5 protein-coding genes are annotated in these 8964 nt (G+C 32.4%); 2 read left to right on the top strand and 3 right to left on the bottom strand.

The features are described 5' to 3' along the window. On the bottom strand, positions 1 to 2853 hold a 2853-nt coding region (locus tag O3670_RS10555; protein WP_371596132.1), incomplete at its 3' end, for a streptococcal pilin isopeptide linkage domain-containing protein. Between the two features lie 995 nt (positions 2854 to 3848). Here O3670_RS10555 and O3670_RS10550 point away from each other — a divergent pair. Continuing rightward, positions 3849 to 4304: a S24 family peptidase gene (locus tag O3670_RS10550; RefSeq protein ID WP_371596133.1), complete on the top strand. Its 456-nt coding sequence runs from the start codon at positions 3849 to 3851 to the stop codon at positions 4302 to 4304. Between the two features lie 563 nt (positions 4305 to 4867). On the opposite strand, the gene O3670_RS10545 is transcribed toward O3670_RS10550, so the two are convergent. Then, positions 4868 to 5197, bottom strand: coding sequence for a hypothetical protein (locus O3670_RS10545; RefSeq protein ID WP_080610176.1), 330 nt, complete (start codon positions 5195 to 5197; stop codon positions 4868 to 4870). Between the two features lie 174 nt (positions 5198 to 5371). On the opposite strand from O3670_RS10545, the gene O3670_RS10540 reads away from it, so the two are divergent. Beyond that, positions 5372 to 6148, top strand: a complete 777-nt coding sequence (locus tag O3670_RS10540) for a hypothetical protein (RefSeq protein WP_080610177.1) — start codon at positions 5372 to 5374, stop codon at positions 6146 to 6148. Positions 6149 to 6390: 242 nt separating this feature from the next. Here the strand turns inward: O3670_RS10540 and O3670_RS10535 are convergent, their stop codons facing one another. Beyond that, complete coding sequence (locus O3670_RS10535) at positions 6391 to 8931, bottom strand: NACHT domain-containing protein (RefSeq protein WP_371596131.1); 2541 nt, start codon at positions 8929 to 8931, stop codon at positions 6391 to 6393. Positions 8932 to 8964 lie beyond the last annotated feature (33 nt).

Raw genomic sequence — 8964 nt, 5'->3', positions numbered from 1 at the left:
GTTAAACTCGCTATCTGTTGGCATAGTGACATTGGCTGTCAAGATACCTGTTGTGGCGTCTTTTGTGACCTTAACTGTCACTTCAGCGTTCATAGTATCGTAGTCAATATCTGTATCTGTGCCTGCCACTTCACGAACAGTGTAGGTATGAGTGCCTTCTTTATCGTATGAAATAGCGTCAAATTGGATCGTGCCGTCTGCCCCATTCTTCTTCGTTTGGAGAACTTGACCGTTTTCAAGCAACTCGAAGCTGAAAGCATCTGCCTCTAGGGCTTTGCCTTCAAGTTTCTTCGTGAACTTGAATTGGGCACTGGTTGCCGCTGGTGTGAAAGCATTATTAAATTCAGTATCTGTTGGAAGAGCCTTGGTCGCTGTAAGGGTATGACCATCTTTCGTGACAGTCACTGTTACCTCTGCCTTCATTGGGTCATAACTCATTCCGGCTTCTGAACCTGCGACTTCTTCTACAGTGTACTTATGCACGCCAACTTCATTATTCTTATAAGTGAGCGCATCGAATGAAACTTTTCCATCGGCTCCATTCTTCTTCGTTTGAAGTACTTTACCAGTCGCATCTTTCAAGACAAAACTGAACTCACCGTCTTTAAGAGTGCGTCCTGCCAAGACTTTACTAAAGTCAAATTGCGCTATCACTGGCGCTACCGCATAGTTGTTAAAAGTCTTGTCATCTGTACCAGTTGCTTCACCACCTGTTGAGGCCATCTCTGTTTTCGCTGTTAACAGACCTGTTTCCTCATCTTTCGATACAGTTACTTTCACCGCAATCGTCATATCATCGTAGTCTACATCTGGTTTATCCCCCTTCACCTCTTTTACTGTGTAGTTGAAAACACCAACATGATCAAATGATAAGTCACTAAAAGTAATTTTCCCATCAGCTTTGTTAGTAACAGTTTCATTAACATTGTTATCACCAATCAGTGTAAAGCTGAAATCCCCCACATTTAGACTACCATTGGATAGGACTTTGTTAAATTCTAGACCTACTTTTACTGGGGAAGGAGTATAGGTGTTATTGAATTCGGTGTCCGTTGGCATAATTGTATGAGCTATGTACGAATTACCATCTTCATCTACTGTGATACTCACTTCTGCTTTCATTGCATCGTAATTAATACCTGCTTCCGTACCTGGCACTTCTTCAACCGTATAGTGATAAACACCAGCATGGTTAAATAACTGTGGAATAAAAGTAATATGGCCAAAACTATCATTTTTTTGTGTATCAACCACATTACCACTTTGGTCAACTAGATTAAAGGTGAACTCACCAGCCGTTAACTTTCTTCCTTCAAGACGTTTTGTAAACGCTAAATCAACCCTTGCTGGTTGTTTTGCCTTTGAAGCTGAACCTGAACCACCTGCTTTAAATGCAAAAGTTGCTTGGTAACTTTGTTCTTCACCAGTGTTGTAAGTGATTTTGATATTATTACCGTGTTTTTCTTGTAACTCCTTATTGGTATTAGGTACATTTTTTAATCGCGTCATATAGCGAACATAAACAAGCTCATTCAATTGCGCTATCTTAAAAGAAAAACCAGTTGGGCTTTCTTTGATATTTTCCAATAATTGAATTGCATTACCTTTGGAAACCCATGGAGTAATTGACTGAACTCTTTCAGCTCTAAGAGCTTTACCGTTCCATAAATCTACATTATCTGAAGGAATAGATGTCGCATGTCCTAAACGCCAAGTTTCTTTCGTTTTAGTATCAAATTCATCCAAAACAGGATCCCCATCTTGAACTAGGACTTGGTCATCTGGAAGCGTATCAATTAGTTGGTAATTTGTCAAAACTTGAGGAGCTACCAAACTACCTGAGTTTAGACGGATAGTCCATCTGATTAGTTCAGGATGACCAGTTACCGCTTCACCATATTTTGTTACCTTTGTTTTTTCTACCGGTACAGGGGCACTCTCCGGACCTACTGTTACTGTAATTTTTCGTCCACTAAAATTGAGTTCTGTTGGAACATTTGGTTTAACATATGATTTCCAACCGGTACTAAAGGTTAAGGTAAATTGTTTTGCAATTTTGTTTTTCTCATAGTAATCTGTAAAAGTAGTTATCACTTTATTACTGATTGAATCTAGAAAAGCATTACCTATTATTTCACCACTAGGACCAGTTACATCATAATGCAAACTTGTAGGAATTCTAATTGCATCGGGAATATCGACAACGATTTTATCATTTTGTTTTATCTCTAATTCATCAGGTAGTTCCATATGAATGACTGTTTCCGCAGGAGCATATAGACTGTTCCCATTTGGAAAAATGACTTCAACATTAGGATTTTTCACAGTAATTGTGTCACCTGTTTTGGAAAAGGTTGTTTTACTTTCTTCAGTTGATGAGGTAGCTTCCCTTTTAGCTCTGCGTCGTTCATTTGAAGGGTGGTTATCAACTTTCTCTTCTTCAATCACTTGCGAAGAATTTGTTGTTACCGGTTCCGAAGGTACTGAATTCAACTCCTTTATTTGAACACCTTCTTCATTTTTGGCCACCGGAGTATTTTGTTGAATGTCATTTACTTCTACTTTAGCATTATCATTAGTATTAGTAGGTGCTACTGTTGCGTTATTTTGTTGACCTTCATTAGACGCTATTTTAGAGACGTTATTCTGTTCAACGCTACTTTCTTGAACACTGTTAACTTGGTTTTCATTCAATTTCGCCGTAAAAGAAGATTGAACCTCAGTGGTAGCGCTTACTTCATCTGCCTGAACACTGGTTGCTCCCATCACAAAAATGGCTGTTCCCAGAAGCACAGAAGCAACACCAAAGTTAAACTTCCTGATTGAGAAACGTTGTGATTCTTTTTTTCCCATAATACAAATTTCCTTTTAATATAATCTTAACACCTAAATTCTAGCACTTTTAACTTTTCTGTCAATGGAATATTCTGAATTATTTATAATTTTTACACTTATTTTCTTTATGTGAAATATATTATAATAAACCATTAATTCTAAAGCCATATATATGGATATTATTAACATTATTTTTTCTTATAATATAATTTTAAACACATATATTAGAGATCCGGAAGTAGGAATAAGAATGATAAGGTTTTACAATCTAAATTTTACTCTGGAATCTAATCATTTTTTATAGCAAACTAGTATGAAGAGTTAAAATAGCAATACTCTTCTCTAGATTTTAAATAGAGTTTAACTTTTTTCTTTCCCTAAACCCTTTGAAAATATACGAATTTTGACATAAGAAAAAACGCAAGAGTAGCTCCTACGTTTTTCTGCAATAATATTCCACAGTTTACCCATCTACCTTGGGAGATGATGATACATAGATAAACTATCTAAGAAGTAATATAGCACAATATAATTTAAATGACAATCGTCATACAATCTAATTCTATTATTTTCTCGTATGCATAGTAATTATTTGGCCACTTAAATTTAATTATCAATTCGTCATCAGAATCTAAAATGCTGTTAGATTACTAAATATGAACAGCTTTGAGGCATCCCTAATTACAATTTTACTTGTCTCAGAAAAATTTTAGCTTAATCTGAAATGTTATCTTACCTCAGTTGAGAATTTGACTTTTAACAAAACTTGTTGCAAAATTCTAATCACACTGTTATAATCTCAGTAGTAGACACATACATCAAACTATGAATTAATCTTCCCTTTGTCTCTAATTAGCTTCTATCATAGAGACTTCACTCTAACATTCTTACTTACATAATACTCCTGTATGAACGTCTACTGCTAACTAGGGTTCCCCCCTAGTTTTTATTTTGTTCTAAACAAATATCTTGCCTGTAAGCTGGTACACTAGACTTAAACCAACTCACTTTAAATACTGGAAAAACTATTAGATAATCAGCATATCTCTAAAGAAATCAGAGAAAAGGACCATAGGAAACAAATAGTTGGACAAGATGAACGACCAACCAAAAGACTCAGTGTTTATGCTAGAGCCGACGCACATGGATTTGAACTATCAGAGGTTCCAGTTGACTGCCTTGACTACCCTGTTCCTATTCCGGTACATGATATTGCGTTTAAGGTTGTTGGTGATTCCTTGGAACCTAGTTTCTTCAATGATGAAGTAATGTTTGTCATGAAAGACTCTGTCCTTCGAGCCGGTGATATTTGCATCGTACAGCTAAAGTGTCAGTACCACGTAATGAAGGTGAGTCAAAATAGAGATAATGGTGACATTCTTCTAAACTCACTAAATTCTAGCGAGGTACCAAATACCCTTTCTGAAAAGGACGACTTCACCATCTTTGGTAAGGTTGTACTTATGTAGCTTTGGTTTTATTGCGATTATATTTATTGCTCAATGAACAACAAAAAGACTAACCTATGGTTAATCTCAGACTAAAAAAGAAGCTCTCGGAAGTTTTTCTTCTAAGAGCTTCTTTTGCATTATAAGAATAAAAAGTTTCTGTTCTATTCGGCTTTACCAGTGAAATTATAAACATAATTTGCTGATTAAAGAATATTCTTTTCGTTTATCAAGAAAAGATGACATTATAATAGACACAGCCACTAAGACTATTGAAGCAATAAAGAAAAGAGTTAATGTAAAATTTGCTTGTAACTTAAATCTTCTGGAAAGTAAAATGAATGAATTTAAAAAATAAAACAGGGGTCGGCGTATGCTGATCCACCGTTTTTATTTATTCTATTTATATCTCTAAAATGGTACTAGACTACGAATTTTTATACTGGTAGAGCGATTTTGAGCGTTTTTCAGATTCACAGATTGATAAGGATAAACAAGAAAAGCTTACAACCGCAATGGTTTTTGGGATTTTTCTTATGTTTTACTATTTTCCGAAAAAAAAGAACAATTTTTCGGAAAGTCATTTATTTATCAAAATATGGAAAGACCCGTGATTGTAACTCTTTTAAGAGGAGAGCATATTCTTCAAGCTGGCTAGGTGTATATTTCTTAATGACCCAATAATCACGTGAATATTTTTTGTCAGTAAAATCATTTCTCCAAATTTCTTTTAGACCATCTGGAGCTAAATCAATTGTAGTCGCACCTTGTCCAATCTTTTCAAGCGCTTCTTCCGTTGCTTCTTTTGTCCAAGTATCACGAACGTGATAACGCCAAGCAGTTTGACCACAATCCGAAAATATTGAGACTTGTAATTCTCCAACCTCTTTGAGTAGTTGTTCTTTTGTTGTCATGGTAAATTACCTATAGGTTGAAAACCTGTCCTTTCTAAATATTTTATACTACTAGTATAAGGCTTTTGAATATAAAAAACTAACCAAATTGTTAATAATTTAAAATTAAAAAACCTTGTTTTGTAACGCTTTTTAGCATAAAATATAATGAAAACTAACCAAATTGGAGACTTTATGGAACTTACATTTGATTTGAATAGAATAGTAAGCGGAGATATTAGGGTATTAGTTCCATCTGATTACTTGAAATTACATAACGACCCCACAAGAAAAAATTGGGAACTTTTTTTTAAGCCACATCAATTAGAAAAAGTGTTCCATTCATCTTTCTCTGTTACCTCATCGCAATTACGGAAATTTTTGAAGGATACATTTGGCATTCCATTTAAAGTGGAGGATACGGGAAATAATTCAAACCGAAATAGATTAAACGAAATGATAAAAGAAGTAGCTCCTACACATAGAGGAAAAACAACTACGTTAAATTTCTACCAATATCGAAAACTAATTCTATCTGATAAATTTAACCGATTCATATTGAGTAAACACAATGAATGGGTAGTAGACGACCAAGTGAAAATGTACAATGAAATAATGTACCTACAAGTCAATAAATTCAAAGAATCAGCCTTATACCAAGAACAAAAAAAGAAAGACATTATATACTATGCCAATGCTTTATCCCTAATAGAGGGATTTGACCAAGTTCTAAAAGAATATTACTCTATGTTCTTAGACCTATGTCATAATCAAGAAGTCTACTATGGAGACATCTACGCACCAGATGAAGTAAAACAAATGCTAGATATTATTTCTTATCGTTTTAGACAAAAATCTCCATTAGTTTACAAGTTTGATTCTCATGATGATGTGTACAGTACAGATAAAAATAAGATTATTGAATGGTTTTTGCAAGATGTCGACAGATGGGCAAATGATGAAATAAAATAGGCGATACTGATCGCCTATTTTTCTTATTAAAAATTGTAGTCATCCTCAAACTTATACTAAAGTATAGCAAAAAACACCCTATTTTCTAGTTTACCAGATTTCAACAGGAAAGTTTTCTTGTGTCTCATTTTATGGGTGCAGTGCCATGAATCTAAGAGATTTTTTTATACCATTTATAGCTATTTTGCTATCCAACCTATGGCATCGATAGGTGGATTCAAAAATTTTTAACTTGTTATATATTATCTGTTTTCTATTGATTTTATGTGTTGTTCTCGTTTAAGGAGTGAATTAGGTTTAAACCCAAATCTTTTTTCTATTCTAGCTTTTTCTTGATAGCTAAAGGAATGCCGTGATACATGATTAACAACCATTAAATTCAATATGGTACGAGCTACGTGTGACATATTTTTATTATTTCTATCATTTAAGATAGATTTTTCCGAGAATTGTTTTTCATATTGTAGTTCTAATCCCCTTTTTATTAATATATAGCTAGGATTAATATTGCTATTTTCCACCATTTCTGAAAAATAATAAGAAATAGGTTCTGAACCAATTGATGAAACAGTTTTCATAATTAGTGAATATATAGTAGCAAAATTCATACTCACAAGTATGTCATGAATATCTTTTCTTAGTTTATCCTCATTTAGGTTTTCTGTATCAACTTCTTTTGAAATAAAGTTCTCTAGAAAAAGTATAAAATCTTTATCGGAGACAATCTGAATAAAAGAGTTAAGAAGTCTTAAATTAGCATCAACTGTATTTTTTAGTATTTTATTAAATTCTTTGTTTTTTATTGACCCGTATCTGTTCTTAAGAATTACTCCAATTACTTCTACAGTTTGAATTGCATTTCTAACTTGATTTTGTCTATGAGCTTGTTTTTTTTCAATTATCTCTGAGTTATCTCTTTCTGAGTATGTATTTTCCTCTAATCTGTCTCGATGCTTCAATTCGGATTTTCGTTTTTCGTCGAAGTTCTCTATCCTGTAATCAATATTATTAGATAAGTCATTAACTTGTTTATCAAAATCACCCAACTCTACAGAATCAAGTGTTGCTTCTGTATAATCACTAAATGTATTCTCTAAGCTAGAGTTTAACATTTCTATTAATCGTTGATCTTTACAATGATGCGCTAGAAAAATACTTATGTGGCCATTCTGTTCTAAGTCCAGATTCAAAATAATGTCTTTTATGTCATCAAGATGTTCATTAAAGTTATCAGATAGATATTGCCCTAAAAAGTAATAATATAGATACTCATAGCAAAAACTATAGTTAGAAGAGTTGCTTTTTTTCAACAATCCAGTTTTCATTAGTAAACTTAGATACTCTTCTAGGTCAAAGATTTTATAATCATTTTGATAATCTTCTAAAAATAAATTGAATTCCTTATTTGATACTTCTAAGACTTCTTTTTTAAAAAGATACATAGAAAAATAAGACAAAAAGTTTATATAAGACACAATCCGATCATTACTTATTCCACAATTTTGAAAAGCTAACTGAATTAGTAAATTATAACAATGACCGTGTGAAGATATAGGAGTATCAAATCTATTGTTAACATCAATTGAAGAACCTAGGATAATTAAAATATACAGAGGAAATGCGGGGATAATACCATTCTTATATCCTCTATCTAAACCCAAACTGATATCAATAAGATTTGAATTCTCATCAATTTTCTTTAATTTATCATTTGTGTTTAAATCCCTATAGAGTGATTTTGATTCTATAAACTTTGTTATAAGCTCATTTCTTAAAGAAGGTTTGAAAGGTTGTATTGTGAATCTTGTTACTGTGAAGTCATTCGAACTAATATCATAAATATCATCAACAAACATAATTAATCCTGCGTACTTGTCAATTTTTTTAACAGTATTTTGTAATTTTGTCGAAAGTTTATGAAAATCATCAATTATAACAACTATATTTTCTGCTTTATTTTTATGGATAGTTTTATATGTTGAAATATATTTGTTGCGAACTGCCTTTTCTATATTTTGAGAATTAATCTCTTTACTTTCTAAATAGATAGGTTGAAAACCGTCACTATATATATCTAAAAATAATTTTTTTGCAAAAGATGTTTTTCCACTTTGTCTATCGCCTACTATAAAAAATTTATCTAAATAATATTTACTATTCAGTAACTTTTCTGCTGAAAGATAACTTATATTTTCTTTTCTATCTATTCTTAGTTCTGGATAAGTATACAAATCTGAAAGCTTTAATGTGGAATTAAGAACATTAGAAATTAAACCAATCGAATCAAGTTGCGAATGAACTTCTTCTTTTAATTTATCTTGAGGCCAGAGCTCTTCTTTTGAGAGCTTTTCAGATAATCTTATAAAAAGAGAATTTAATTGTTCGGATGAATCAAACGACATTTCCTCAAATTCTTTACAGAAAGATTCGTAAGGTAATGTACCAAATTTGTAAGGCAAATCATCTGTTGAGATTTTGATAGGTATTACTTTATCTAAGAATTTATGTTCTGTTATTTCTTTTATTTCGAAACTCACACCCGAATCGTCTATTTCAGATTTTTCTAAATACGCCTTGTCACAAATAGATAAAATAACATCGCAATTTCTAATATTTTCAATCATGAATTGATTTAAAGTATTTTTGTTAACAGTATTATCATCATAAATAACTTCTAAATTTTTTTCTTCTAGTTCGAGCTCAAGTTTACGTATAAAGTCTAATTGTCTCTGACTATAATTCTCATCATCTGACCAGGCATGTGCAATAAAAATTTTACTCATTTCATTCCCCTTTTGATAAAGTTCTTTATTTTA

This window comes from Streptococcus sp. 27098_8_74 (assembly GCF_041431705.1).
Lineage (GTDB): Bacteria > Bacillota > Bacilli > Lactobacillales > Streptococcaceae > Streptococcus > Streptococcus salivarius_E.
This window is presented reverse-complemented; position numbering and strand designations above follow the sequence as displayed.